Raw genomic sequence first — 24,713 nt, 5'->3', positions numbered from 1 at the left:
CGAGGACGGAGGGCGAAGTGGCGATGCGCCGGGAGACCGCGACATGGCTGGGCCGATGTGTGCTCGCCGTCGCGCTGCTCTTCGGCATCGTCTTCATGCACGCCCTGGGACACTCCGGAGAGCACCGCGCCGTCGGCACCACCGTCCACACGACGGCCGGTTCGCATGCCTCCGCCTCGATGGTGGAGCAAGCGGCTGCCGCCGACGACCATGACGCGTCGCACCCCGCACCCGCCCACGGGGCGGGAGTCGCCGCGCTCTGTCTCGCCGTGCTCGGCGCGGGCACCGGACTGCTTCTCCTGTGGCGTGCGGCCCGCAGGCGGCTGCCCCTCGGCCATGTGCCGCGGGCGACGGAGCGACTGGCGCACGCGCTCCGCGCGATCCCGCCTCCCGTCCCGCCCGGGTCCCTCCTGACACGCCTGTCGTTGCTGCGCATATAGGGCGGCCGACCGCTCCTCACCGCGAGCGGCACCGGCCCCTTTCGCATGCAACGACCACGTCAAGAGGTTCCACCGTCATGACCCGACTCACCCGTCGTACAGTCCTCGGCGCCGGACTCGCAGCCGCCGGCACCGGTCTGCTGACCGCCTGCTCCGGCAGCGGCACGGGCCACTCGTCCCACGGAAGCGGCGCATCGGCGCCGACCGGCGACTACGTCACCCCCGACAGCAAGGAGGTCGGGGCGACCGAGGCGCTGCGCAAGCCCGGCCCCGAGCGCAGGGTGAGGCTCACCGCCGTCGAGACCCCGCTCGACCTCGGCGGCGGACGCACGGTCCGCTCCTGGGCGTACGGGGACGAGCTCCCCGGCAAGGAGGTCCGCGTCACCGCCGGTGACACCCTCGCGCTCACCCTCGCCAACAACCTCCCCCAGGCCACGAGCATCCACTGGCACGGCCTCGCGCTGCGCAACGACATGGACGGCGTGCCCGGCCTGACCCAGCGCGACGTCAAGGCCGGCGGCTCCTACGAGTACCGCTTCGCGGTCTCCCACCCCGGCACGTACTGGCTCCACCCGCACTCCGGAGTCCAGCAGGACCGCGGCCTGTACGCGCCGCTCATCGTCGAGGACCCCAAGGAGCCCCTGAAGTACGACGAGGAGTGGGTGATCGTCCTCGACGACTGGGTCGACGGCGTCGACGGCTCCACCCCGGACACGGTCCTCGCCGAGCTCGGCAAGGGCATGGGCGGCATGGACCACGGCGGTCACTCGGGCGGTGCTCAGGGCCACGACATGTCCAGCATGTCGATGACGGCCCGGAAGTCACCGTCCCCCACACCGCCCGGCCCCTCCCGCATGCTCATGGGCGCGAGCAGCGATCTCCTCGGCGGCGACACGGGCGACGTCGGCTACCCGCACTACCTGATCAACGGCCGTACGCCGGAGAACCCGCAGACCTACACCGCCCGGCCCGGCGACCGGATCCGGCTGCGGATCATCAACGCCGGCGGCGACACCGCCTTCCGTGTCGCTCTCGGCAGCCACAAGCTCACCGTCACCCACACCGACGGCTTCCCCGTCGAGCACACAGAGGCGGACGCCCTGCTGCTCGGCATGGGCGAGCGCATCGACGCCCTCGTCACCGTCGGAAGCGGCACCTTCCCGCTGACCGCGCTCGCCGAGGGCAAGGGCCGCACCGCCCTCGCCGTCCTGCGCACCGGCGCGGGTGCCGCTCCCACCGCCTCCACGCGCCCGAAGGAGCTCGACGGCAAGGTGCTGCACGGAGGCCGGCTCAAGGCCGCGGAGTCGGTCCGCCTTGAACCGAGCCGGCCCGACCGCACCATCGAGTTCGATCTGACCGGTTCGATGATGAGGTACGACTGGGCCATCAACGGCAAGAAGTACGACCCCGCGCAGCGCTACCCCGTCCGCTCGGGAGAGCGTGTCCGCCTGGCCTTCGTGAACAGCACGACGATGTGGCACCCGATGCACCTGCACGGCCACACCTACGCGCTCGCCGACGGCGGCGCCCGCAAGGACACCTCGATCGTGCTGCCGGGGAAGCGGCTGGAGGTCGACTTCGACGCCGACAACCCGGGCCTGTGGATGATCCACTGCCACAACGTCTACCACGCCGAGTCCGGGATGATGACCGTGCTCGGCTACCTGAAGTAGAGATCGCGGCGATACGGGAGCGGCCTGCCGGAATGCCAGGCAGGCCGCTCCCGCAGCAGATGGCAACGGGACATGGCCTTCCACCAGAAGCCTGAGTGGCGCGGCGGTCGGCGCCGTTCGCCGCCCGGACCCCGCGGTTCGTGGTGCGGTACGAAAGTGCCGCTGAGATCGACCTTCACCCCGCCACGCAACGGTTCGGCCATCCGGGTACGTCGCGGCCCGGGCCGTGGAAGCCGTGCGGACGTATCGACACCTGGTGCTATCTTCCTCCCAGTCCAGGTGGGGACGCCCCCTGTCGGCATTCCCGTCACCAAGCCCTTCTATGGTCGTGAAGCGTGATCTCAGCCCAGGTCCCTCGTGACCATCACACCGGGGTGTTGCTGCGGGCAACGCTTCTCGCGGTGGTGCTGGCTGTGGTCGCGATGTACGCCCTGGCCTCACATCACCCCGTCCACAGCGGGCACGCCGCCGCATCCCCGTTCGTCGCCACGGGGGACGAAGGTCAGCACGCTCACGCCGACGTGGCCGGCGAGGACGCCACCCGAACACCGGGCCACCCTGCCGACGAAGAGCCCCCCTGCGGTCACAACGGGGTCGGAGAAGGCTGCCTGGTGCTGCTGTGCATCGTCTCCGCCCTGTACACGTTCGCCCTCGGGCGCGGGGGCTCCGGTCGAGTCCTCTGGGTACTCCGCCGATGGGCAGCGGTCACACACCGCTGGCTCAGCCGCACCGGCGACCCACCGTGCCTCCACCGACTTTCGGTCCTGCGCTGCTGAGAGCCGCACCGGCGTGACGCCTGCACCACTGGTGCCGGCGCCGCCCCTGCCCGCTTCTCACGACCAAGAACCGAAAGGCGTCACCCCGCATGACCACCGCTCTCAAGCCCGAGATCCACGAGACTCCCCCGACGAGACATCGGCGCCCCGCCTTCGACAAGAAGTCGCTCCCGGCTCGCTACATCGGGCAGATGCTCTACTTCATGGGTGCCGCCCTCATCGCCGGTGCCGTCGTCCACTACCCGATCGATCCGTCGCTGTACACGATCATCTGCGTCATCGGCGCCCTCGTGTTCCTCCTGGGGACCGTCGTCAACGAGTTCGTGCTGGCCGACGAGCGTCCGGCGCTGGGCCAGGCAGTCTCGCTGGTCGCCTTCTCCCTTCTGCTGTCCTTCGGTGTCGGCCTGGTCGGCGGAGGCATCCAGCACTTCGAGCAGTTCCCCGAGCGCAGCGCCTGGATGACCCCCGTCGGGTTGCTCATGTCGTACGTCGCGTTCGTCGCCAAAGACTCGAAGGGCCGCTGGCGGCACCTCGTCAGCCCCTTCGCGGCCGTCGTCGCCGTCATCGCGGCACTCGCCTGGCTGGGCATGACCGCCCTCGCCGGCACCATCGGCTCCGACGGCCACGGCCACGACCACGGCTCCACGAGCGAGGCCCCCGCAAAGCAGGACCCTCCCGCTGAGCCGGTCCCGGCAAAGCAGGACCAGGTTCCCGCTGAACAGGAGGACCCGGCCAAGGCACCCGCCGAGCCGGCAGACGACGGACATACGTCGCACAGCCACTGATCCGGTCCGGCGCCCCGTAGCCGTCGCGGGCCCACGTGTGATCCACGCATGGGCCCGCGGTCTGCTCGTGGCGCCGGTCGCCGGCGGGCGCGGGGCCCTTCGTGCAGGCGTTCCCTGCCGGTGTTTTCCCGGCCGCTGATCGACTGGCGCGGCGGCGGTCCCGAAGTGCGCGTGGACCGCCTGTGCTTTTCACGCAGACGGCCGCCTTCATGAGGAGCATGCCGCTCGTCGCCACCTCAAGGACCGCACGGGAGGGCATCACCACCGCGGGTGACCCGTTCGCGCCATCGCCGTCTTCCGTTCCGGACTGGGCGGAGGCACCGTCCGACAGTCGGCGCACGACGCGGTGGTTCCGCCGGACCGGAACCGACGGAGCCGAGGCGGGCAGCGTTCCAAGACGGCCTGTTGTGCAGCGGGCCCGATCCCGGTCGCGGGTTCCCCCTGTGGGGCGCTCCGGGCTTGTGCCGGTACCAGCCAGAGGCAATCGAGTGACGCGGAAGCAGAGCGGCGGGTTGCCGAACGCGGCGGAACCTCTGCCGTCCAGACTCGGCAGGTGTTCCGGTCGATGCCGGAAGGCCGTGATCACCGTCTGGAGGCGAGGAGCCATGCGAGGAACAGCCATCGCGGCAAACGTTGCCGGTCCGCTCCATGAGGCCCTGGCTGCCCTCCGTCGCCCAGGTGCCCCGCCCATCCCGGGGAACGGCTTGATCCTGGAGGCGTCCACGACGCAGACGGCCCGCGGCCCCGCCGGACCTTTCCGTCCGCCAGTACGTCCAAGGGCCCGCAGACCTCGCCGTAAGGAGGAGCAGCCGTGACGCACCCCCCGGGCAACCGCCACGAGCACCACCCGCCAGGCCCTGCCGAAGAACAGAGCACCGCCGTGCTCGACGTACGGGGACTGAACTGGGCCTCGCAGCAGTCCACCGTCGAGGCGGTGCTCGGGCGACGACCCGGTGTCGTCGCGGTCGAGGCGAACCCCGTCGCCCAGTCCGCGACCGTGGTCTTCGACCCACGGCGTACGTCAGTGGCGGAGCTGCGCCGTTGGGTGACCGAGTGCGGCTATCACTGCGCCGGCCAGTCCGTGCCCGCGCACCTCTGCGACCCCATGACCGAGCCCGACCCGCCCACCCCCACCGGGGCGGCCACCCCACCGCCCACCCCCGCCGAGGCGGCCCCTCAGCCGCACACGCACCCGCCATCTGCTCCGGAAACCGTCGGATCACCCCATGAGGCGATGGGCCACGGCGGTCATGCGGGCATGTCGATGGCGTCGATGGTCGCGGACATGCGCAACCGCTTCCTGGTGGCGGTGTTCTTCTCGATCCCGATCCTGATCTGGTCACCGATCGGCGAGGACGTGTTCGGTCTGCACGCGCCCGTGCCGTTCGGGCTGCGGCAGGACGTCTGGGCTCTCCTGCTGAGCCTGCCCGTGATCCTCTACTCCTGCGCGATCTTCTTCGACGGCGCCGTGCGGGCGCTGCGCGCCCGCACCCTGGACATGATGGTCCTGGTGGCGGTCGCCGTCGGTGCCGGCTGGCTGTACTCCCTGGTGATCACGCTCACCGGCGGCGGGGACGTCTTCTACGAGGCGGCGACGGTGCTGGCCTCCTTCGTCCTGCTCGGGCACTGGTTCGAGATGCGGGCCCGGGGCGGGGCCAACGACGCCATCCGTACGCTCCTCGACCTGGCCCCTCCCAGGGCGGTGATCCTGCGCGACGGTGAGCCCTTCGAGGTACCCACGAGCGAGGTCGCCGTCGGAGACCTGATGCTCGTCCGTCCGGGCACGAAGATCGCCGCGGACGGGGTGGTCGAGGCCGGCGAGAGCGAGGTCGACGAGTCGACCGTCACCGGAGAGAGCCTGCCCGTCCACAAGGCACCCGGCTCGCCTGTGGTGGGAGCCACCCTCAACGCGAACGGCACTCTGCGCGTGCGCGCCACCAAAGTCGGCTCCGACACGGCGCTCGCCCAGATCGTCAAGCTCGTCCAGGAGGCGCAGAACTCCAAGGCTCCCGGCCAGCGGCTTGCGGACAGGGCCGCGTTCTGGCTGGTCTTCGTCGCGCTCGTCGGCGGAGCCCTGACCCTGGCCGTCTGGCTGCTCGCCACCGACCGGCCTTTCAGCACCGCCATGCTCTTCGCGATCACCGTCGTCGTCATCACCTGCCCCGACGCCCTCGGCCTGGCCACCCCGACCGCGATCATGGTCGGCACGGGTCTGGGCGCACGCCGCGGTGTGCTGTTCAAGAACGCCGTGGCCCTGGAGAACTCCGCGCGTATCCAGGTGGTGGTCATGGACAAGACCGGGACTCTCACCAAGGGCGAGCCCGAGGTCACCGGCATCGTCACCGGACCGGGCCGGGACGAGCTGGAGGTGCTGCGGCTGGTGGCCGCAGTGGAGAGCGAGTCAGAGCACCCCCTCGCAGAAGCGGTCGTCCGATACGCACGGGGACACGGCGTGGAGGCGGTGGACGCCCGTCACTTCGAGAACGTGCCCGGCCACGGTGCGACCGCCGTCGTGGACGGCCATCGTGTGGCGGTCGGCAACCTCCGCCTCGCGATGCGCGAGGGGGTGGAACTCGGCGAACTCGCCGCCCGTCGCGAGGAGCTGACCGCGACGGGGCGCACGGTCGTCGTCGCTGCCGTGGACGGGCAGGCGGCGGCGCTGATCGGCATCGCGGACGTGCCCCGGGAGACCTCCGCCACGGCGGTGGCAGAACTGCGCGACCTCGGCGTCGAGGTCGTCATGCTCACCGGCGACAACGAGGCCACCGCCCGCAGGATCGCCGGGCACCTCGGCATCGAGACGGTCATCGCCGAGGTCCTGCCCGGCGACAAGGCGGCCAAGGTCGCCGAACTCCAGGCCGGTGGAAGCAAAGTGGCCATGGTCGGCGACGGCGTCAACGACGCGCCCGCCCTCGCCCAGGCCGACCTCGGCATCGCCATCGGGGCCGGCACCGACGTCGCCATCGAGACCGCCGACCTCGTCCTGATGCGCTCCGACCCCCTCGACGTACCCACCGCCCTGCGCATCGGCCGTGGCACCTTGCGCAAGATGCGACAGAACCTCGGCTGGGCCATCGGCTACAACGCCGTCGCCCTGCCCATCGCCGCCGGCGTCTTCGAACCCGCCACCGGCCTGGTGCTTCGCCCCGAGATCGCCGCCCTGACCATGTCCGGCTCCAGCATCATCGTCGCCGTCAACGCCCTCGCCCTCAAACGCCTCCGGCTCCCCGGCGCCGCCCCGCAGACTGCCGGCGCCGGAGGAAGCGCCGGGACATGAACACCACAGCCACCGACCGCGGACCGCCCCGACGATGCATCCTGGTTCCTGTCGGCCACGAGGCGGGTGCCGGTCATGCCTTCGCGGCCAGCCACGCTCCGCCGACGAGCCGCTGATTCGGCGCCGTCGAGTGGGGCCCGATGCTTCCTCCACCTCAATGGTGTTCATGACCTCGTACGGGTGGTGCGGGGCTCTCCGCCGACGTGCTGGTGAATCGGTCGGGGGAGTGGTCGAAGGCCGAGGCGCAGTGGGCGGAGCAGAAGGAGAGGGTGCCTCCGTCCGGGTGTGCGCGGCGTTCGGGCGCGGTGGCGGGATCGACACGCATGCCGCACACCGGGTCGACAGCCAACTCCCTTTCCTTGTAACCATCTTCGTCCGGTGCCGCCCGGTCGGTTCCCGCCTCGACGTCCGGTCGTACACGCACCGCCTCGACCTCGGCCTCCGTGGGGAGTGGCGTGGGGAGCCAGCGGCGGAGCCTGGAGGCGTTGGTGACGACGGACAGGGAGGACAGGGCCATGGCGGCCGCGGCGATGATCGGGCTGAGGCGGATGCCCCACGGGGGGTAGAGGGCGCCGGCCGCGAGAGGGATGCCGACGGCGTTGTAGACGAGGGCGAAGAAAAGGTTCTGCTTGATGTTGCGCATGGTGGCGCGGGACAGGCGGATCGCGGTGACGACTCCGGCGAGGGAGCCGGAGACGAGGGTGATGTCGGCGGACTCGATGGCGACGTCGGTGCCCGTGCCGATCGCCAGGCCGACGTCTGCCTGGGCGAGGGCAGGGGCGTCGTTGATGCCGTCGCCGACCATGCCGACAGTGCGGCCCTCCCCTTGAAGACGGCGGATCTCGTCGGCCTTGTGCTCGGGCAGCACCTCGGCCAGGACGCGGGGGATGCCGATCTGACCGGCGATGGCGGCGGCGGTGCGGGCGTTGTCGCCGGTCAGCATCACGATCTCGGTGCCGAGGTGCCGTAGGGCGGCGACGGCCTGGGCGGAATCGTCCTTGACGGTGTCGGCGACGGCCAGAGCACCGGCGGCGCGTCCGTCGACCGCGACGAGCACGGGTGTCCTGCCCTGCTCCGACAGGCGCTCGGCGTGCTGAGCGACGTCGGTGGTGTCGACGCCGGCGTCCGTGAGGAGCCGGGCCGTGCCGATGAGCAGGGGGCGCCCGCTCACGGTGGCCCGGACGCCTTTGCCGGTGACGGAGTCGAAGGCCGAGGCCGCGGGGATGGTCAGGCCGCGGTCGCGGGCGCCTTCGACGACCGCGCGGGCGAGCGGGTGTTCGCTGTCGCTCTCGGCCCCGGCCGCGAGCGACAGCAGCTCGTCCTCGGCGTAGCCGCCGACCGGCTCGACATCGGTGAGCACCGGTCTGCCCTCGGTGACGGTGCCCGTCTTGTCCAGGACGATCGTGTCGAGCTCGTGCGCGGTTTCCAGTGCCTCGGCCGAGCGGATGAGAATGCCGGCCCGGGCGCCCTTACCGGTGCCGATCATGACCGAGAGCGGGGTGGCCAGGCCGAGGGCGCAGGGGCAGGCGACGATCAGTACGGCGACGGCCGAGACCAGGGCGAGAGTGAGAGCCGGTGCGGGGCCGACCGTGTACCAGAGGGCGAAGGTGGCGATCGCGATCGCGATCACGGCCGGGACGAAGTAGGCGGAGATCGCGTCGGCGAGGCGCTGGATGGGGGCCTTGGAAGCCTGCGCCTGCTGCACGAGACGGACGATCTGGGCGAGCACCGTGTCGGAGCCGACCTTGGCCGCGCGAACCCGCAACGAGCCGGTGGTGTTGACGGTGGCGCCGATGACGCCGTCGCCCGCCCGCTTGGTGACGGGCATCGGCTCGCCGGTCACCATCGACTCGTCCACGGCGGACGATCCGGAGAGGACGTCGGCGTCGACGGGGATCTTCTCTCCTGGCCGGATGAGGATCTCGTCTCCGACGACCACCTCCTCCACGGGGATCTCGCTTTCGGCCCCGTTCCGTACGACCCGTGCGGTGCGGGCCTGCAGGCCGATCAGGGAGCGGATGGCCTCTCCGGTGCCGGCCTTCGCCCGGGCCTCCAGAAGCCGTCCCAGGAGGATCAGGGTGAGGACGACCCCGACGGCCTCGAAGTAGACCTCCCGTACGTCCTCGGGCAGGAGACCGGGGAGGAGGGTGACGAGCAGGCTGTAGCCGTAGGCGGCGGAAGTGCCCAGTGTGATGAGCGAGTTCATGTCCGCGCCACGATGGCGCAACGCCGCCCAGCCGATGGAATGGATCGGCGAGCCGGTGTAGAACATCACCGGAGTGATCAGGGCAAGCTGGAACCAGTGGTCGAGCATCCACCCCGGCACCCAGTCGGCACCGAAGACCTCGTGCGCCATCACGGCGAACAGCACGGGGGCGGTGAGCACGGCACCCACGGCGACCCGACGGGCCAGATCCTCGATCTCGGCCTGCCGCTCGGCGACGTCCGCGGCCTCCGAAGCCTCGGTCGACGCCTCCACCGTCTCCGCCGTGGCCTCCCGCTTTTCGCCGGTCTCGCTCGGGGGGCCGCCGTCCGCCGGTTCGACGACCAGAGTGCCGTGGATCATGTTCATCCCGCAGGCGAAGCCGAACGTGCCCGGCCGGTCGGGATCCAGCCGAACGGTCGTCCTGGTGTGGGCGGGCAGTCCGGCACCCGCCCTGAGCTCGGGGAAGACGACCCGGGAGGTGCATTCACCGGCCTCCTGCCGGTCGAAGACCACCTCCACCGGCGTCCCCTGCCGCACCTTGATCAAGCTCGGGCTGTAGCCGCCCCGCACGATCACGTCGACCCGCTGCACCCCTCCCTCCACACGGGCGGTCCCGGCTCTGCGCGCACCGAAGAAGTACCGGCCCGACATCGTGATCAGACCGACGGCGACCACGACGACGACCACATCCGCAACAGTCATGGGGCTCGCCTCCTCGCGCGCCTGCCCCATCCAGCCTCCCGCGCGGCCTCCCCCTCCTGCCACCCCTGCGAGGCAGGGGCTGCCCGGCCCTCTGGAAGGGGACCGTTCGGCCCCACCATGCCCGGTCCCTCAGCGAGACGATGGCAGGGAGGAAGGAGGCCCGTGATGAAGAGCAACCACGGGGGTCTGTACGCCGTCGCCGTTGCGATCGCCGTCGTCGGCGCCCTCACCCTCGGCGTTCCCGTCGGCACGCTCGCGATCCTCGGCATCGCGCTGGCCTGCCCGCTGATGATGTTCTTCATGATGCGCGGCACGCACGATCAGAACACGCACAGCGGTCACCACGACCGGCGCGAAGATAACGACCACGACGATGCCGAGCGGCTCTGACCGCCGGATCCGGGCCGGAGGCGGGTTCCATGATCGCCGTCATTGCCATCGTCGCCGGGGGACTGATCGCTGCAGGCATCTTCTACGACATCGCCCGCCTGATCACCCCGGACGAGTCCCGACGGCCCCCGCTGGCCCGCCTGGCCGGGCGCCGGGCCGCCCTGGCGGCCGCCGAGCGGCGGCTGATCGCCCTGAGGCTGCGCGACCGGATCGACGCAGCCGCGTACGAACGCCGCATGACCGCCATCGCTCACGGCCACCGCCTCCCGGAAGCCTCGGCTCAGGCAGGTGCGGGAGGCCGCCATGGCTGACGCCGCGTACGGCCTGTGGCCGCCGGCCGTCCTGAACAGTCCGCTGTCCGTCGTCTTCGCGGCGAGCTTCTTCCACCCGAAGACCCGCCGCGACTGGCGGCCTGCGGGCGCCCACAGCGCCTTCATGGCCGCGCTGTTCACCGAGATGTACGGCATTCCGCCGACCGTCTGCCTCCGGGGCAGTCGGCTCGGCAGCACCTTCCCGCTCCCGAAGGACACGCATGCCGGCGGGCACCTGTGGAACGACCTGACCGGCTGGTCCGGTGACCCGCGCCTCAGCCCGTTCCACCTCGCCGGCTACGTCGCCATCGCCGGCGGATTCTGGCTCATCGCCGCCTCGTGGAAACGCCTCCACGACGCTGCCCAGCACGACCGGCCGGCCGTCACCGGACCGTACGAGTGGGTGCGCCACCCGCGGTACGACGGCTTCCTCCTCGTCATGACCGGCTTCCTGTTCCAGTGGCCGACCCTCCCGACCCTCCTCATGTTCCCGATCCTGGTGTACGTGTACGTCCGCCCCGCCCGTGGCGAGGAACGCGAGGTCGCCGCCCACCTCGGCGAGGACTGGACCGCCCACGCAACCCGCACCCCCGCCTTCCGGCCCCGTCTTCGACACCGCACGCCGGCCTCGCGGTCCCCCGTCCGTACGCCGCCTGCAACCGTCCCGGGCGGTGGCCGACCGTGACCGTACTGATCTGGCTCCTGCTTGCCATCGGCGTTCTCGCTGTGGCGATCTGCGCCGTCCACGTCCACCGGCACCACGGTCCCACCCGCGAGGTGTCCGTCGTTCTGCCGCTCGCAGGCCTGTCGGCCCTCCCCGCGCTCCTGGTCGAGGACGCCTCCGCCGCTGCCTGGGGACTGTGGGGCGTCACCGGCATCGCCGCCGCACTGACCTGGGCCGTCGCCGACACCCTGCGCGACATCCCGGCCACGCCACCGGCCCGGTCCCGGAGGGCTCGGTGACCGGCGACACGGCGCTGACGGGAGCTGGGGAAGCCGTCACCGACGCTGCGCTGCTCACCGCGAGCGGGATCACGAAGGCATACAGGCGCGGGCCGCTCCGCCGGTCATCTCCGGTGTTGCGCGGTGTGGACCTCGGCCTGGCGACCGGTGAGATCGTCGGTCTCGTCGGAGAGAACGGCTCGGGCAAGAGCACACTGATGCGGATCCTGGTCGGGGACCTCGCCCCGGACGCCGGTACGGTCATCCGCCGTGGACGGATCGGGTACTGCCCGCAGGAGCCGGTCGTCTACGAACGACTCACCTGCGACGAGCACTTCGAGCTCTTCGGCCACGCCTACGGGCTGCCCGGTCATGCCGAGCGCGCCAATCGAGCCGAGATCTACGCCCGGCTCGGCTTCGAGAAGTACGCCGCCACCCGCGCCGACCGGCTCTCGGGCGGGACGCTGGCCAAGCTCAATCTGGGCCTGGCGCTGCTCGCCGACCCGGAGTTGCTGCTCCTCGACGAGCCGTACGCCGGCTTCGACTTCGACACGTACCTGAAGTTCTGGGACCTGGTCGCCGAGCGGAGGCAGTCGGGCCGTTCGGTACTGATCGTCAGCCACTTCGTCACCGACATCGAACGCTTCGACCGCATCGTGCGGCTCCGCGGCGGACGGGCGGTGGGAGCATGACCGCCACCGGTCTCCTCGCCCGCCGCTTCCTGACCGATGCCGCCCGCACCCCGGTGAACCTGCTGGTACTCGTCCTCGTACCGGTCGTCTTCGTCGTCGTCGCCTCCCGTCCGCTGGCCGACGCCGCCGAACTCCTCGGCGGCGTCGGCGGGCCTCCGGTCGAGACCGCGACGGCCGGCTGGGCCGCCGGGTTCATCGCCGCCGTCGCCATGTACTTCCAGCTGCGAGGGTCGCGCACCACCGACCGCCGCCTCGTCCTCGCCGGTCTCGCGCCCGCTCGGCTCGTGGCCGCCCGCCTGACGACCGGACTGGCCCTCGCTCTGTTCGCCTCCGCCGCCGCCCTGGTCGCGCTCGCCGCCCGTACCGGCCTCGGCGACGCACCCGGCCGCGTCGTCGCGGGGACGGTGATGTACGCGGTGATCTACCTGGCGATCGGCGCGGTGGCCGGTGCCCTGGTCTCGAACCCGGTCAACGGCACGGTGCTGGTGCTGTTCGTGTGGATCCTCGACGTCTTCCTCGGCCCCGTCCTCGGGGCCGCCGACCGGCCGCTCACGCGGATTCTGCCGACCCACTTCGTCACCCTGTGGATGGTCGACCTGCCTTCCGGACACGGTGGACGCGTCGGGGACCTCGGCTGGGCCCTGGTGGGGACGGCCGCCGCGGCCGCGGTCGCCTGGACGGTCGTCATCGCGACCAGCCGTACCGCCCACGCCCGTCGCCGTGCTCCGTCCGGTTCGCTGGTCTCCCAGCTGTCCGCCGGACTCCTGGCCGGCCTGCGGGAGACGGGCCGCAACCGGGTGCTGTGGGCGCTGCTCGTCGCCGTCCCCGCAGTGTTCGTCCTCCTCTCCGTCGCGACCACCCCGAGCGAGTTCACCACTCTGACCGTCCCCGAGAACGGCGCGGACCGTACCGTACGGGTGTGGCTGCCCGACATCCACGGCGGCACCATGGCCCCGATCGCCATCGGGTCGCTCGCCGCCCTGGTCGGCCTGTTCACGATCCTCGACGCCCACGCTGCGGACCGCCGGCTCGCCCTGGCCGGCTTCCGCCCCACCGCCCTCCTCGCCGCACGGCTCGCCGTCGTCGCCCTCGGCGCGCTCGCGGCGACCGCCGCCTCCCTCGCCGTCACCGCCACCGTCTTCGACGCCCGCGACTGGGCCCGCTACCTGGGCGCCAGCGTGCTCATCGCCCTGACCTACGCTCTCGTCGGCGTCCTGCTCGGCCCGGTCTTCGGCCGTCTCGGCGGCGTCCTCGTCGCCTTCCTCATCCCGTTCCTCGACCTCGGCATCGGTCAGAGCCCCATGCTCCGCCCCACTCCGCCCGGATGGGCTCACGCCCTGCCCGGCTACGGTGCCGGCCGCGTCCTGACCGACGCCGCCGTGACCCCGGGGTTCGACGCCACCGGCCCCCTGCTCCTCGCCCTCGCCTGGCTCGCGGGCCTCACCCTGGCCGCCACCGCACTGTTCCGCCGTACCGGCCGCATCCCCGGAGGCAGATCATGAAGACCACCAGGTGCGCCGCCCGTCGCCGTACGCACTCATCGCCGCCGCTGCCGCCCTGGTCGCCGGACTCACCCTGACGGGCTGCGGCGAAGACGACCCAGCCGCGCCGGCCACCACGTCCCCCGCCACCACAACCCCCCAACTTGGGGCTCACGACGAGGCCGACGTCACCTTCGCCCAGCAGACGATCCCTCATCACCGCCAGGCCGTCACCATGTCCCAGATGGCCGAGAGCGACGCCGCCACCCGCAGCGTCAGGGAACTCGCCGACCGGATCACCAAGACCCAGACCGCGGAGATCGTCCACATGCGCGACATGCTCCACGACTCCTGAACCCGCCTCGGGACTGCGGCGTCAGCCATGCGCCTGACGGTAAGGACAAGGAATCGCCGCGGTCCTGGCCCCGCTCCTGAAGGCGACTCGATCCCACTGGTGGTCTGTGCCGGCGGGACGAGCCGCCCCCTCAACCAGCCAGGACCCCCCACCGCCGACGCTGATTCCGGCAAGACCTCGTCGGCAGTCTGAAGCGCAGCTCGCGTCGGTACCGGAACGGCCTGGCCAGGTCACCCTGGTCAGGCCGCATAGCGCGGAACGCTGACGCTTGTGCCTCGGAAGATTTCCTCGAGCGCCTCTCGTTGGGCTGCCGTGCCCTTCGCGTCGATGGAGAACATCACGCTCATCCGGGAGTCGTTCTTCTCCGCCCACATGTTGCCGGCGAACTCGCCCAGTGCCACGACCCCGAGGCCATCGAGTCGAACGTCCCCGAAGTGTCCTTCGCGCACCTGCCATACGAGGGTGAACAGACACGACCCGTGTGCAGGTGCCTGGGCGAAGGTGCAGGGGCACGGCAAGGAGCAGCTGCAGATGTCGCTGACGCTCTCAATGCTCCCAGGGGGCATGCGAAACCGGCGGAGACTTGTCCGCTCTCCATCGGATGCGCGAGCACAGCCGCGCGAGCGGGCAGAGGGCCGAGCCCTGCCACGGGTCAGCCCAGAGCCGCCATGAGTTCGTTGCACGCCGCTTCGCGGGCACGGCACGCCTCCGCACACAGGCGGCAGTGCTCATGCATGTCCGCGTGTGAGGCGCATTCGTCGCCGCACGCCTTGTCGATGTTCCCGAGGTCGGCCGGGTAGGTGGCGAGCATGTCCTTGGCCGTGGTCATGGGGTGCCTCACTCTCCGGGCGAGACCGAGGGGCCGGGCGGCCGCGTCTGTCGACGGCCCGACCAGTCCGTCTTGGCCGCGGCGGGCTACGGCCGACGCGGCCAAATGGTTGGTTCCGGAAGTCCTTCGGGGGTTCATGTGCGACCCCACCGTTCTCAGGAGCACAAGCCGTGCTCGGCGGTGCTGACCAAGGTCGTGGCGACAAGTTCGGGTCGCAGCGAGCGGCCGCTATAGAGCAGGTCAAGCTGTCGAAGCTGGTCAGCAGCCATAGCACGTCGACGGCCTGAGCGGCGGTGAGGCCGGCGCGGAGCGCACCTTGCTCGGCCAGTCGGCCGGCGAGGCCGCTCATGCCTTCGGCGCGTCCGCGTTCGAGGCGCTGAACCGCGCCGCCGACCGCTTCGGCGTCGAGCTGGGCCATCGAGAACAAGGCGCGAAGCACGTCCCGGTGTGCCGCGTACATCAGCACGTTGCTGCGGATGCCGCCACGCAGGCCCTCTCGGGCATCCGGGTGGAGCACCGCGCGCACCATGTCGGTGAATCCGCCGCGCTTCAGCAGGTCCATGCCGAGTGCGTCGAACAAGCCCGCGCGTGAGCCGAAGACCGTATAGACGGTGGAGCGCGACACCTCCGCGAGCTTGGCGACCTTGTCCACGCTGACCGGTTCGGACGGCGCCTCACGCAGTCGCTGGTAGGCGGCGTCGAGAATGCGGCGCCTTGTCTCCTCTGCGGCCCGGGCGCGCAGCTGCTGTTCGTACTTCCGAGTGGGGGGCATGGCTCCGAACCCTGATATTCGCTTGACAGCCTGTCTCGTGAAAGACGGGCTGTCCGATGAAATCTGCGGGCAGGCCGATGCACCGCAGAGAAGGGGGCAACATGCGCGTCATGATCCGGTACACCGTCAGGCCGGAACGAGTGGAGCAGAGCGTGGCGTTGCTGCACGCCGTCTACGAGCACCTTGAGCGGGCCCGTCCGCGCAGCCTGCGCTACGACACCTTTCGGCTCGACGGCAGCGGCAGCTTTCTGGCTCTGATCGAGTCCGAGGGCGACCCGGTGGCGGCCCCGCATCACCGGCTGGCCTCGTTCCAGCGCTATCGCGCCGCCCTGAGCGAGATCTGCACGGAGCAGCCCACCGTGACCTACCTGGACGCAGTCGGCTCCTACCGATCCGAGTGACAGCGGCCGACGGACCACACCGACCCGGGCGCCTGCGTACCGGGCACCCATGAGGAATCAGTCCTCGCCGCCACGCTCGACGAGGGCATCGCCTGGTCCCATGTGCTCAAGCCGCTACGTGACCCGGCGGCGGCAGCCGAACCGCTACCTGCCTGACCTGGACATCGGGCCGCCCGGTCCGGCAGACCTGGCCGCCTACGACGTCCACGACGCGAAGGCGTTCGGCCGCTGCCGACTTCACTGACCTCGCCGAGATCGAGGACCAGCTCCGAGCGTCCGAAGACCGCTGCAACGCCACGGCACAGCCGTTCAAGCAGCGTCGTGTAGGCGTGCGGTGTGTTCCCGGAGCACGCGCCGCCATGTACTTCCCGTAGCGCGGGGTGACGGCGAGGGGCGCACGCGCTCCAGCGGCGACGGCGGGGTGACTTCTCACGGCCCGTGAGGCGTCACGATCGGTCGGGCAACACCTCGGCCTCCTGTAAGCCGCTGGGCGCAGGCCGGGGAGACCTGACCGCCGAGCAGGACGTCATCAGCGACCTCGCCTCGTCCGAAGCGCGCCGTCCCCGTCTCGCTGAGGAGCGGGCAGTCGGCTTCCACGAGGACGGAGGACGAGGGTCCGTGGATGGTGCCGTCGGCCGGACACGTAGGCCATGACGGGGGAGCCGGCTTCCTGGGCCGGCCGACGGCCCGCTGAACTCAAGCCGCTGAGCGCCTTGGTAGAAGTGGGTCGCTGTCTTCCGGACGGTGACGGTTCAATGCGCGTGGCCGTCGCCAGTGTGCTTCGGCTGGTCGGCGCTGGGCGTCTCCTCGGGCACAGTCGGCGACGAAGGACCACCGGCCGGCGAGGAAGACTCGGGCTTCGACCCGTGGTCGTCGGTCTCCGCCGCGCCGCCACCGTGGCTGTGCCCACCGCCCTCGGACGCCTCGCCGCCCGCCCCGGCCGCGAGTGTGCTCAGCCCGAGGTGGCTCGCCCCGGCGACGAGCAGAACGACCAGCATGAGGGGGCTGACCAGGAGGCGGGGCGAGGTCTCGGCGTCCTTGAGGACGAAGGCGACGAACGAGACGACGATGCCCAGGGGGACGAGGACCGCTCCGCGCGCGGGGAAGTCGTCGAAGTGCTGGAGGCCGCCGCTGAGCATGCCGATTCCGAACGAGAGCAGGAGCGAGGCGCCGATCACGGCGAGAGCACGCACGAGCGGCGGTCGGTCCTGGACCAGCAGGAACTCGTTGACTGCCGTGGCCATGAGGAACACGACGACACCCGCGATGCCGACCATCGTGTAGCGGGCGGGGTCGAGGGGGTGATGCACCACTGCGCCGCTGATCAGGCCGGCTCCGACGAAGTACAGAACGTATCCGATGTAACGACCGGCCAGCGGCGTACTGCGCCGGCGACGCCGTGCGGCGCGCCGGTTGGCCGCCCGCCCGCCGGAGGCGGGCTCTGGGGCGGCATGGGGCGATGAGGTGCGGTCGGTGATGAGAGACAAGGGACCCGTCCAGGAAGTACGAAGGCGCGCGACGGCAGCCCCACCCGGTCCGGGAGGGACAGGCGGAGGCGGAGCACGCGGGGAAGCAAGAGGGAGGGTTCGTCCACCAGGCGTCACGGGACACGGCGACTCGGCATGCGAGGGAACCGGTCGGTAGAGCCGATGGACGAGAGGCGGGATGAGACGCAGGCGTGGAGAGGGGCGCCGCGTCCGCTGAGGGAACGCCTAAATACGTAGAACGGCAGATGTCGAGCCACGATCGGCAGCGGGCCACGCGGCGGCCGGGGAGCCGGCATGAGCCGTGCCGGCGAGAGCGGGCTCGGCAACAAGGGGAGAAACGGCGGGCGGAGGAACGTCGAAGCCCGTAGCGGGTTGCCCGGTCGCACAGTCCTGTATGGCGGCCGACGACTCGCCGTCGGGGTCCCCGGTGTCGCCGACGCCCGACAGCCCCTCATGGAGGTGGCCGGTCGCGAGCCCCGCGACGCTGCCCGGTGCCGTATGCCCGACACTGCTGTCCGCGTGAAGGCCATGGGCGTACAGAAGCCCGACGAGCAGCGCTCCGAGCCACAGCAGGCGGGACCACTGCGGAACCACGGAACGGGTTCGGGGCATCATCGCCGTCCTCGGTTCCGTGGTCACGGCGCGATCATAGCCAGCCGGCGAGTGGCGCCTGTACCGGGGGCCGAAGCCTGTGCCCATCGGCTGAGAAGCGGCCGGGGACGGGCCCTTGCCTGCCAGTGAGGCGCACGGCCGTGTCCTCCTCAGAGGCCAGGAGGGCATGCCGCCAGCAGGAGCAGGAGCAGGAGCGTGACAGCGAGAACCGCCGCCACCCTCGCCACGGACACCGGTGGCCGGCCCCCGCCCTCCCTCTCCGAATTCCGGTCCCTGCGGACACAGGCCGCCCCCGCCGTGGCCTGCCTCCATGGGCGGCACGGCCCGTGATCAAAACCATGTCCTGCCGGCTCACCTGGTGGGGTGGGGAAGTGCCCGCCGGGCGTCATGAGGCTGTGGTACGGGCCCTGGTCGCACCGCGTCGGGCACTCTGGGCCAACCCTCACCCGGGTGCGCCTGCGTGCCTCCTCGTGAGGTGTTGTGGCATCCCTGCATGATGTGGAGCGGCCGTCCGGGCGCCGAGGGCTGCCGCACGCAGCAGGACCTGACCCACAGGGAGACTCCCATGTCGAACAACACGCTGGCTGGACCGGTGCCGGACCCGTGGCTGGCGGCGGTCAACGTCACGGTGCCGGTGTCCGTGGCCAACGACCTGGACAAGATGCAGGGTGTGATCAAGGACGTGATGACGCAGCTGGGGTGCCCCACGTGCCACTCGGGGAGGGACCTCCGCATCACCATCGCCCGCGACTTCGTGGTGGATTCGGAGGGCCAAGTCCAGCCGGCGGTCATTGCCCCGTTGACCCGCTGACCCAGGGCCCGTCGTGACGAGGCTAGGGGTGGGGCTCACCTACGTACCCGGTCTCGACCACATTCTCCACGAGGTCGCCGACCTGCTCGACGTCGTCGAGATCGAACCGCAGAGTCTTTGGCGGGTCCGCGGAGATGGCGAGATCGTGGTCGACGAGGAGGTGCTGAGGCGGCTTTCGGATCTTCCCGGTGCGCGGCTGCTGCACGGGGTCGGCAATCCGGTCGGCGGCTCCTGCCTTCCAGACCCGCGGCAGACGGCGCTCTTCGGGGAGCTGGCCGGGAGGCTGCACGCGCCGTGGGTCAGCGAGCACCTCGCTTTCAACCGGGTGGCGGACAGGGGAAATCGGTTTCATACCGGATTCATGCTGCCGCCCTGCCAGACGGAGACGGGCGCCCACGCGGCCGTCCGGTCCATTCGCACGATGGCCGATGCGCTTCCGGTGCCCCTGGCCGTGGAGATCGGCGCGAACTACCTCCGGCCGCGGCCCGGCGAACTGTCCGACGGCGCGTTCGTCAGGAGGGTCGTGGAGGAGAGCGGCTGTGGTCTGCTCCTGGACCTGCACAACGTCCTGGCCAACGAACGCAACGGCCGGGACAGAATCGAGGATCTGCTGGCCGACTTGCCCCTCGACCGGGTGTGGGAGGTGCACCTGGCCGGCGGTTCCGAATACCGCGGGTACTGGCTGGACGACCATTCCGGACTCCCCGACAACGATCTGCTGGCACTCGCCCACCGGATCCTGCCGCGGCTTCCGGCGCTGCGCGCGGTCCTGTTCGAGGTGACGCCCTCGGCCGTACCGGATCTCGATGTGGGCGCCGTCCGCGAACTGCTCGTGACGGTGGGGGAGATGTGGCCTCCGCAGGTCTCCCCCGCACGGCCGTCGCCGTCGCCGTCGCGGCCCGCAGACGTCCCGCACCCCACCCCAGGGGAGACGACCGCCCCGGGCGACTGGGAGCTCGCGCTCGGCGGTCTGGCCGTCGGCCTCGATCCCGGAACACCGCTGGCCCAGGAGCTGGTGACCGATCCGGCGATCGGGCTGCTCCGAGACCTGGTCGCCGAGTTCAGGGGCAGCGCGCTCACGGGCACCCTCCGGTACACGATGCGGCTGCTGTTCCTGGCGCTGGGACCGGCCGGTACGGGCGAGTTGCTCAGGGACTACACGCGTTCGTGCCCGCCGCGCCTCTTCGCCTCCGAGGAAGCGTTCGCGTTCGCAGACCACCTACTGGAAGTCCGGCCGCGCGTACCCTGGCTGACGGACGTCGTCCAGCTCGATCTCGGTCTCCTCAGCGCGCGACTCGACGGCTCACCCTGCATCGTCGGTCTGCGCACCGATCCCACTGCGCTCCTGACGGATCTGGGAGCCGGGCGTCTACCGGTGGCGCCGCCACGCGGCCACTTCCGGGTCCGCCTCGTCGACGACGGTGCACCCGCCTGAGCGAGTACGAGGCCTCGTGCCGCCGCAGGCCGGTCTCCCGAGCGCGTTCGCCTCCTTCTTGGCCCCGCTGTGCTTCTCGGTCGCCTGTGTCGCCTGCTCGTAGAGGCGGTCGACCTGTGCCTTTCTTCCGCCACCGCTCCTGACCGCGCCACGCAGCCCTCCATGGCGGTGGACGTGTCGGCAGCCGTCAGGGAGTCTGATCAGGAAGGAGCTGGCGCACGAGGGCGTCCGCGGCCCAGTGTTCCCAGCGCGCGGCCGACCAGCCGAGGTTGCCGACCATGAGGCCGTACGTCTCGGGGCCGAGGAGGGTCACGGCGATGTCGGCGGCCGAGTTCGCGTCATGACCGCCCAGCAGCCCGCCGTCGGACTTGTCGACGAGCGCCTCGGCGAAACGCAGTTGGACCGCGTGACGCTGTTCGAGATTGGCCTGCCAGAGGGCGGCGATCTCAGGATCGGCGGCTGCCGCACCTCTGACCACCTCCAAGACGGATGCGGCCCGATCGAGGACCCAGCGGGCTCCGGCGGCTTGGAGGGCTAGTTGGACGGCTGGGTCCGGTTCCGCGAGAACCTCGCGCGCCCAAGGACGGTCGAGGGTGGCGACCGGATCCATGTCGCCGGCGATGGCGGTGTCCAGGACCTCCTTGAGGAGGGCCCGCTTGTTTCCGAAGGTGAAGTAGACGGTCTGGACCCCCACTTCGGCGGTGCGTGCGATGTCCTCGACGGTCGTCCGAGCCCATCCTCGCTCGGCGAACAGCGTTGCCGCGCTGTCAAGCATTCGCCGCCGGGTTCGGCGGGCCTTCTCGGCCCGGCTCAGGGGTGCGGTCACCGGCGCATTCGCTTTCGTATCAGGGTAGTTGAATCACGCTGTAGCGACACTACAGTGTGATTCACTGGAGTATGACTACAGCGAACCAGGAGTCCGCCGGTCGTGTTCTCGTCGTAGGCGGGTACGGGGCTGTCGGCGGAGCGGTCACGGCGTCCCTGTCGGAGTGGTTTCCGGGGCGGGTGATCCCCGCTGGGCGTGACGCTGCACGGGCTCGTCGCCTCGGCGGCGTACGTGTCGACGTGACCGATCCGTTCGACTTCGAGCGGGTGCTGGACGCGCTGGGCGACCTGGCTGCCGTTGTCTTCTGCGTCGAACCGCCCGACGCCGGCCCCGCGCACCGGTGCCTTGAGCGCGGGATTCACATCGTCGATGTCGGCGCGAGCCACAGGCTTTTGGACGCGGTGGCTGCGATGTCCGGCCCAGCGGCTGTAGCGGGGGCTGCCGCCGTCCTGAGCGTCGGTCTTGCGCCCGGTCTGACCAACCTGCTGGCCTTGCGCGCGCATGACGACGTCAGGGGAGCGGACCGCCTCGACCTTTCCGTCCTGATCGGCGCGGGTGAGCGTCACGGGATCGACGCCGTGCGGTGGACCGTCACGGGCCTGGGTGAACCCGTCGCGGCCGACCCTCTGCGCACCGTACTTCCCGGCTTCGGTGGACGGATCGTGCACCCGTTCCCCTTCTCCGACCAGTACACCCTCGCCAGTACCCTCGGCGTTCCCGAGGTGACCACTCGGTTCTGTCTCGACTCCCGCCCCCTTACCGCTGCTCTCTTCGCCCTGCGCCGGACGGCCCTGGCGCGGCGCCCTCGCTTGCTCACGGCGGCGTTCGGCCGAGTGCATCTCGGTGGCGAGGGCTTCGCGGTACGGGCCGACGCCCAGCGAGCCGGCAGATCGGCTTCCTGGGCCCTGACCGGCCATGGACAGAGCAGGATCACGGGCCTCGTGGCCGCGCACGCCACCCGCGAACTCCTGGCGGGTCGAGTACCCCCGGGCGTGCACCACATCGAACAGCTCCCCAGCCTCGCGGACCTGCCCGAACGCCTCGCCTCCCACGGCGTCACCGTCTGGCGTCGCGCCGAGGGAAGGCCGGCATGAGGGCTTCCGGGAGGACGGTGACTGCACCGCAGCAGGACATGCCTGGGTGCACGCGCCGGACGACGTCGCCGGCCTGGTGCCGCGGGATGTGGGTGAAGGGCGGGACCGCCGTCGCCGACACGACGCGCTGTGCGGTGCGCGACGCCCGCCCTTGGCCCCCTCGACGCGGACGCCTTCGGCGTCGAGGTGTTCCGGCTGTCCTCGACGATGCGATGTGGCCCCACCCCTTGATGGGGTGACGTTTCATGGATGTCCTGGGCCGGAGGCAGTCACGTACGGATGGCGGTCCACGGCGACCGGTACCGTGTAGCCCACAGAGCCCGCCCGGCTGCTTCCCCTGACAGGAATGCGGACGAGCGGCCCCTTGTTCGCCCCTGCCGATGAGGTCCGCTCGGGCCGTGTTCGACCGCGCCGAGGGCTGTCTCAGCTGAACACCGCGAGACGCGTGACCCAGGAGTCAGGCTCCGTTCGAGCGGAACCGGTGGATGATGATGGAACAGTGGCCTGAGGGTCTGTCTCTTCGCCTTCGGCTGGGCGAACCGGGTCCAAGTGCGCTGCGGAAGGCTGTGAAGCAGGCATTTCCCGAGTACAGACGGGGTGCTGAGGACTGGGTCGTTGTGGGTGGAGACGTTCACGGGCCTGCGGATGCGGCAGTTCGAACGCTGCTGAAGGTCGTGCGGGAGCGCGGCGGGAACGGTCCTGGCGGCGGCCGGCCGTGGTGCTTGTCGCTGGCGGACCGGGTGCTGCTGGTGGCCGTGTACTACCGCACGAACCTCACGATGCCGGGTCATCCAGCGGCTGCGGCCGCTGCTCGCGATCGAGCCGGCCACCCGCCCCACCGACGCGGTGGACCGGTTGCGGATCGTGGACGGCACCCTGATCCCGGTCCGCGACCGGAAGACCGGCGCCCCTCGCGCACCTACCGGTTCTCGGCGAACGTGCAGGTCATCATCGGCACCGACACGAAACTCGTGGTCGCGGCGGCCCGGCCGGTGCCCGGCGCCACCGCGGACGCGAAGGCCTGGCGGGACTCCGGCCTGGCCACCGCCTGCGAGGGCGTGACCGTGCTGGGAGACGGCGCGTACATCAACACCGGACCCGTCGTCCCACACCGCAAACGCCCCGGACGGGCCCTCCTGCCCGGCGAGGAGGAGGACAACGCCGAACACCGACGGGTCAGGGTCTGCGTCGAGCACGCCGTCGCCCACCTGCATAATCTCGCCATGACCGCGTGAGCAGACCAGCGCGGACAACGGCTCTGACCTGCCTGGGCACGACCTTCTGCGACACGCTTCAGCTTGATCTTTAGCCTGTGCGGCGAGGTCGAGGGGGCGTCGACTTCTTGTTCCAGGAGGTGACGGTGCCCGTCTTGCGGGGCGTGTGGACGTCGTGTCGTGGGGCGGGCTGGGTGTTCTTTCGGCCGGGTGGTCGTCCGGGGCCGGGCCGGTCGCAGTTGGGTGTTGTCCGCGTACATGGTGGTCTGCAGAGGTGCGTACGGGGTGAGATGCAGAGGTAATTCGGGCGGGTCCGTCTGACGGTTCTTGGGATTGGGACACCCTTCGCTTCAGGTGATGTGCGGAGAGGAGAGTGAAGGGCGTCCCGTCCCGATGATCCTGCAGACGGAGCGATGGATGGGACTACGCAGGCTGCGCGCCATGCATGAGGCCGGGATGAGCATCTCGGCGATCGCCCGGGAGACCGGGACGAACTGGCGGACGGTCAAGAAGTATCTTCAGGTGCCGCCCGCGGTGGTGCCCTCGCGCGGGAGCCCGCGCAAAGGCTGTATCCCGCAGACGGTGACTGAGTACGCGCCGCTGATCGACGCTTGGTCGCGGGCGGACATCACGCTGCGGGGCACGGTGATCCACGAGCGGCTGGTGGACCAGTACGGTTTCCCAGGGCACTACCAGCGGGTGAGGTTGTATCTGCAGGAGGCCGGGCCCAGGATCGCGACCGAGCTGGGGCTGGGGCCGGCCGACATGCAGGGCCTGCACCGCCGGTTCGAGGTCTTCCCCGGTGCTCAGGCCCAGGTCGAACGGGGCGACGAGGCCGGTGTTCTCAAACACTTCGGGGCCGCGAAGGTCTACTCCTTCCACATGGTCCTGTCGTATTCGCGGGACCCGTTCTGCTGTTTCACCACGTCGATGGACCTGCCGACGTTCTGGGACTGCCACCGGAGGGTGTTTTCCCATTTCGGAGGGGTACCGAAGACGATCGTCTACGACCGGACGAAGACGGTCGTGCATCAGCACGTGGCACCGGGGAAGGCAGTTCCGCTGCATCCGGAGGCGGTGGCGTTCGCCGGGCACTACGACTTCGACATCGACGTGCCGGCCGCCTACCGGCCGACGGGGAAGGGGCGGGTCGAGCGGCAGGTGACGATCGTGCGCGAGCACGTGCTCGCGCACGATCGTTC

Annotated in this window: 23 protein-coding genes and 3 pseudogenes; 20 read left to right on the top strand and 6 right to left on the bottom strand. The window is 70.7% G+C overall.

Features of this window, described 5'->3' with window-relative positions:
- Positions 1 to 17: 17 nt before the first annotated feature.
- The 4 genes from K7G60_RS29550 to K7G60_RS29535 all read left to right on the top strand — a co-directional run bounded on the left by K7G60_RS29550 (position 18) and on the right by K7G60_RS29535 (position 6,951).
- Complete coding sequence (locus tag K7G60_RS29550; protein WP_374115708.1) at positions 18 to 440, top strand: DUF6153 family protein; 423 nt, start codon at positions 18 to 20, stop codon at positions 438 to 440.
- A 77-nt stretch (positions 441 to 517) separates the two neighbouring features.
- On the top strand, positions 518 to 2,113 hold the full coding sequence (locus K7G60_RS29545) for a multicopper oxidase family protein (protein WP_225804021.1): 1,596 nt from the start codon (positions 518 to 520) through the stop codon (positions 2,111 to 2,113).
- A gap of 865 nt (positions 2,114 to 2,978) precedes the next feature.
- Entirely contained in the window at positions 2,979 to 3,674 is a 696-nt protein-coding gene (locus tag K7G60_RS29540; RefSeq protein ID WP_225804020.1) for a hypothetical protein, read from the top strand.
- A gap of 811 nt (positions 3,675 to 4,485) precedes the next feature.
- Positions 4,486 to 6,951, top strand: coding sequence for a cation-translocating P-type ATPase (locus tag K7G60_RS29535; RefSeq protein WP_225804019.1), 2,466 nt, complete (start codon positions 4,486 to 4,488; stop codon positions 6,949 to 6,951).
- A 154-nt stretch (positions 6,952 to 7,105) separates the two neighbouring features.
- On the opposite strand, the gene K7G60_RS29530 is transcribed toward K7G60_RS29535, so the two are convergent.
- Entirely contained in the window at positions 7,106 to 9,859 is a 2,754-nt protein-coding gene (locus tag K7G60_RS29530) for a heavy metal translocating P-type ATPase (protein WP_225804018.1), read from the bottom strand.
- Between the two features lie 165 nt (positions 9,860 to 10,024).
- Here K7G60_RS29530 and K7G60_RS29525 point away from each other — a divergent pair, with 165 nt between their 5' ends.
- The 7 genes from K7G60_RS29525 to K7G60_RS29495 all read left to right on the top strand — a co-directional run bounded on the left by K7G60_RS29525 (position 10,025) and on the right by K7G60_RS29495 (position 14,030).
- The gene (locus K7G60_RS29525; protein WP_225804017.1) at positions 10,025 to 10,249 is read left to right on the top strand and encodes a DUF2933 domain-containing protein; all 225 of its coding nucleotides are present in this window, start codon (positions 10,025 to 10,027) and stop codon (positions 10,247 to 10,249) included.
- Between the two features lie 29 nt (positions 10,250 to 10,278).
- Positions 10,279 to 10,560 (top strand): hypothetical protein, encoded by a 282-nt coding sequence (locus K7G60_RS29520; RefSeq protein WP_225804016.1) that lies wholly within the window; start codon positions 10,279 to 10,281, stop codon positions 10,558 to 10,560.
- Positions 10,553 to 11,245, top strand: a complete 693-nt coding sequence (locus tag K7G60_RS29515) for an isoprenylcysteine carboxylmethyltransferase family protein (RefSeq protein WP_225804015.1) — start codon at positions 10,553 to 10,555, stop codon at positions 11,243 to 11,245. The genes K7G60_RS29520 and K7G60_RS29515 overlap by 8 nt, the downstream gene beginning before the upstream one ends.
- Positions 11,242 to 11,523 carry a hypothetical protein gene (locus K7G60_RS29510; RefSeq protein WP_225804014.1) on the top strand — a complete coding sequence of 94 codons (282 nt, stop codon included), beginning with the start codon at positions 11,242 to 11,244 and terminating at the stop codon, positions 11,521 to 11,523. The genes K7G60_RS29515 and K7G60_RS29510 overlap by 4 nt, the downstream gene beginning before the upstream one ends.
- Before the next feature lie 113 nt (positions 11,524 to 11,636).
- The gene (locus tag K7G60_RS29505; RefSeq protein WP_225804037.1) at positions 11,637 to 12,194 is read left to right on the top strand and encodes an ATP-binding cassette domain-containing protein; all 558 of its coding nucleotides are present in this window, start codon (positions 11,637 to 11,639) and stop codon (positions 12,192 to 12,194) included.
- Positions 12,191 to 13,696, top strand: coding sequence for an ABC transporter permease (locus tag K7G60_RS29500; RefSeq protein ID WP_225804013.1), 1,506 nt, complete (start codon positions 12,191 to 12,193; stop codon positions 13,694 to 13,696). The genes K7G60_RS29505 and K7G60_RS29500 overlap by 4 nt, the downstream gene beginning before the upstream one ends.
- Positions 13,697 to 13,706: 10 nt before the next feature.
- A complete protein-coding gene (locus tag K7G60_RS29495) occupies positions 13,707 to 14,030 on the top strand; it encodes a DUF305 domain-containing protein (RefSeq protein ID WP_225804012.1) in 324 nt (107 codons plus the stop codon).
- 239 nt (positions 14,031 to 14,269) lie between these two features.
- Here K7G60_RS29495 and K7G60_RS29490 read toward each other — a convergent pair whose 3' ends face one another.
- Entirely contained in the window at positions 14,270 to 14,596 is a 327-nt protein-coding gene (locus K7G60_RS29490; RefSeq protein ID WP_374115707.1) for a DUF1326 domain-containing protein, read from the bottom strand.
- An 86-nt stretch (positions 14,597 to 14,682) separates the two neighbouring features.
- Positions 14,683 to 14,802, bottom strand: a pseudogene (locus K7G60_RS29485) (four-helix bundle copper-binding protein); the annotation flags it as partial.
- 373 nt (positions 14,803 to 15,175) lie between these two features.
- Here K7G60_RS29485 and K7G60_RS29480 point away from each other — a divergent pair.
- Positions 15,176 to 15,451, top strand: coding sequence for a hypothetical protein (locus tag K7G60_RS29480; RefSeq protein WP_225804040.1), 276 nt, complete (start codon positions 15,176 to 15,178; stop codon positions 15,449 to 15,451).
- A gap of 33 nt (positions 15,452 to 15,484) precedes the next feature.
- On the opposite strand, the pseudogene K7G60_RS29475 reads toward K7G60_RS29480, so the two are convergent.
- Positions 15,485 to 15,631, bottom strand: a pseudogene (locus K7G60_RS29475) (TetR/AcrR family transcriptional regulator); the annotation flags it as partial.
- Positions 15,632 to 15,732: 101 nt separating this feature from the next.
- Between K7G60_RS29475 and K7G60_RS29470 the strand changes: the two are divergent.
- Together K7G60_RS29470 and K7G60_RS29465 are read left to right on the top strand one after the other, a co-directional pair.
- Positions 15,733 to 16,032, top strand: coding sequence for a hypothetical protein (locus K7G60_RS29470; protein WP_225804010.1), 300 nt, complete (start codon positions 15,733 to 15,735; stop codon positions 16,030 to 16,032).
- A gap of 100 nt (positions 16,033 to 16,132) precedes the next feature.
- Positions 16,133 to 16,276: a hypothetical protein gene (locus K7G60_RS29465; RefSeq protein ID WP_225804009.1), complete on the top strand. Its 144-nt coding sequence runs from the start codon at positions 16,133 to 16,135 to the stop codon at positions 16,274 to 16,276.
- A 508-nt stretch (positions 16,277 to 16,784) separates the two neighbouring features.
- Here K7G60_RS29465 and K7G60_RS29460 read toward each other — a convergent pair.
- Positions 16,785 to 17,345: a hypothetical protein gene (locus K7G60_RS29460; RefSeq protein WP_225804008.1), complete on the bottom strand. Its 561-nt coding sequence runs from the start codon at positions 17,343 to 17,345 to the stop codon at positions 16,785 to 16,787.
- A 981-nt stretch (positions 17,346 to 18,326) separates the two neighbouring features.
- On the opposite strand from K7G60_RS29460, the gene K7G60_RS38965 reads away from it, so the two are divergent.
- The 3 genes from K7G60_RS38965 (at position 18,327) to K7G60_RS29450 (ending at position 20,377) form a co-directional block, all read left to right on the top strand.
- Positions 18,327 to 18,461, top strand: a complete 135-nt coding sequence (locus K7G60_RS38965; RefSeq protein WP_263986468.1) for a hypothetical protein — start codon at positions 18,327 to 18,329, stop codon at positions 18,459 to 18,461.
- A 235-nt stretch (positions 18,462 to 18,696) separates the two neighbouring features.
- Positions 18,697 to 18,942, top strand: a complete 246-nt coding sequence (locus K7G60_RS29455) for a hypothetical protein (RefSeq protein WP_225804007.1) — start codon at positions 18,697 to 18,699, stop codon at positions 18,940 to 18,942.
- Positions 18,943 to 18,970: 28 nt separating this feature from the next.
- Complete coding sequence (locus K7G60_RS29450; RefSeq protein ID WP_225804006.1) at positions 18,971 to 20,377, top strand: DUF692 family multinuclear iron-containing protein; 1,407 nt, start codon at positions 18,971 to 18,973, stop codon at positions 20,375 to 20,377.
- 187 nt (positions 20,378 to 20,564) lie between these two features.
- Here the strand turns inward: K7G60_RS29450 and K7G60_RS29445 are convergent, their stop codons facing one another.
- Positions 20,565 to 21,152 carry a TetR/AcrR family transcriptional regulator gene (locus tag K7G60_RS29445; protein ID WP_225804005.1) on the bottom strand — a complete coding sequence of 196 codons (588 nt, stop codon included), beginning with the start codon at positions 21,150 to 21,152 and terminating at the stop codon, positions 20,565 to 20,567.
- Positions 21,153 to 21,442: 290 nt separating this feature from the next.
- On the opposite strand from K7G60_RS29445, the gene K7G60_RS29440 reads away from it, so the two are divergent.
- The 3 genes and pseudogenes from K7G60_RS29440 to istA all read left to right on the top strand — a co-directional run.
- On the top strand, positions 21,443 to 22,297 hold the full coding sequence (locus K7G60_RS29440; protein ID WP_225804004.1) for a saccharopine dehydrogenase: 855 nt from the start codon (positions 21,443 to 21,445) through the stop codon (positions 22,295 to 22,297).
- 645 nt (positions 22,298 to 22,942) lie between these two features.
- Positions 22,943 to 23,514 (top strand): annotated as a pseudogene (locus K7G60_RS29435) (transposase family protein); the annotation flags it as partial.
- A 390-nt stretch (positions 23,515 to 23,904) separates the two neighbouring features.
- Positions 23,905 to 24,713 (top strand): IS21 family transposase (gene istA, locus K7G60_RS29430; protein ID WP_225804003.1); only part of this gene is annotated, 809 nt, incomplete at its 3' end.

Source organism: Streptomyces sp. NK15101, assembly GCF_020400725.1.
Classification (GTDB): Bacteria; Actinomycetota; Actinomycetes; order Streptomycetales; family Streptomycetaceae; genus Streptomyces.
The sequence above is the reverse complement of the archived record's forward strand: the minus strand, read 5'-3'. Positions and strand labels throughout refer to the sequence as shown.

What these genes read in the sequence shown, in the direction of transcription:
- K7G60_RS29545 (WP_225804021.1), top strand. Translation starts at nt 518, where the DNA reads ATGACCCGACTCACCCGTCGTACAGTCCTCGGCGCCGGACTCGCAGCC.
- K7G60_RS29540 (WP_225804020.1), top strand. Translation starts at nt 2,979, where the DNA reads ATGACCACCGCTCTCAAGCCCGAGATCCACGAGACTCCCCCGACGAGA.
- K7G60_RS29530 (WP_225804018.1), bottom strand. Translation starts at nt 9,859, where the DNA reads ATGACTGTTGCGGATGTGGTCGTCGTCGTGGTCGCCGTCGGTCTGATC.
- K7G60_RS29525 (WP_225804017.1), top strand. Translation starts at nt 10,025, where the DNA reads ATGAAGAGCAACCACGGGGGTCTGTACGCCGTCGCCGTTGCGATCGCC.
- K7G60_RS29520 (WP_225804016.1), top strand. Translation starts at nt 10,279, where the DNA reads ATGATCGCCGTCATTGCCATCGTCGCCGGGGGACTGATCGCTGCAGGC.
- K7G60_RS29515 (WP_225804015.1), top strand. Translation starts at nt 10,553, where the DNA reads ATGGCTGACGCCGCGTACGGCCTGTGGCCGCCGGCCGTCCTGAACAGT.
- K7G60_RS29500 (WP_225804013.1), top strand. Translation starts at nt 12,191, where the DNA reads ATGACCGCCACCGGTCTCCTCGCCCGCCGCTTCCTGACCGATGCCGCC.
- K7G60_RS29490 (WP_374115707.1), bottom strand. Translation starts at nt 14,596, where the DNA reads ATGCCCCCTGGGAGCATTGAGAGCGTCAGCGACATCTGCAGCTGCTCC.
- K7G60_RS29470 (WP_225804010.1), top strand. Translation starts at nt 15,733, where the DNA reads ATGCGCGTCATGATCCGGTACACCGTCAGGCCGGAACGAGTGGAGCAG.
- K7G60_RS29465 (WP_225804009.1), top strand. Translation starts at nt 16,133, where the DNA reads ATGTGCTCAAGCCGCTACGTGACCCGGCGGCGGCAGCCGAACCGCTAC.
- K7G60_RS29455 (WP_225804007.1), top strand. Translation starts at nt 18,697, where the DNA reads ATGTCGAACAACACGCTGGCTGGACCGGTGCCGGACCCGTGGCTGGCG.
- K7G60_RS29445 (WP_225804005.1), bottom strand. Translation starts at nt 21,152, where the DNA reads ATGCTTGACAGCGCGGCAACGCTGTTCGCCGAGCGAGGATGGGCTCGG.